The sequence below is a fragment of the Photobacterium sp. R1 genome, assembly GCF_054600795.1.
The window spans coordinates 1-465 of the sequence record NZ_BAAHZP010000088.1; the positions used below are offsets into that span (position 1 = coordinate 1).

Sequence of the window (465 nt, forward strand, 5' to 3'; positions counted from 1 at the left end):
GCCGACAGGGATTCAATCTCATCCAGCACTTCATGGAAGCCCCAGGATGCGAGCAGCAGCAGCAGAATCAGGCCTCGGCGGATATTCAGCAGCAGCCCGGAGAACGCCGCATGGTTACGGCTCGAGACCCGCAACCGGCGCAGTAACAAAGGCAGCACCAGATCGTTGGATGCCATGATCGCCAGTGCGATGGTCGAGACAATTACCATGCCGCTGGCCGCCGAGGTCCCGCCCAGAAAAGCCAGCAAGGCAATGGTATCCGCACCTTGCATCAGCGGCAGATTAATCACATAGGTATCCGCTGGGATCCCCGGCAGTAGCACCTTCCCGGCCAGCGCCAGTGGCACCACAAATATCCCCATCAGCAGCAGATAGACAGGAAATACCCGGCGTGCCAGGTGCAGATCCGGCGCATGGGTATTTTCAACTACGGTGGTATGGAACTGGCGCGGCAGACAGATAATC

Annotated in this window: 1 pseudogene; it reads right to left on the reverse strand. The window is 58.7% G+C overall.

From position 1 onward, the window contains the following. Window positions 1–465, reverse strand: a pseudogene (locus tag ACYP03_RS24085) (hybrid sensor histidine kinase/response regulator); the annotation flags it as partial.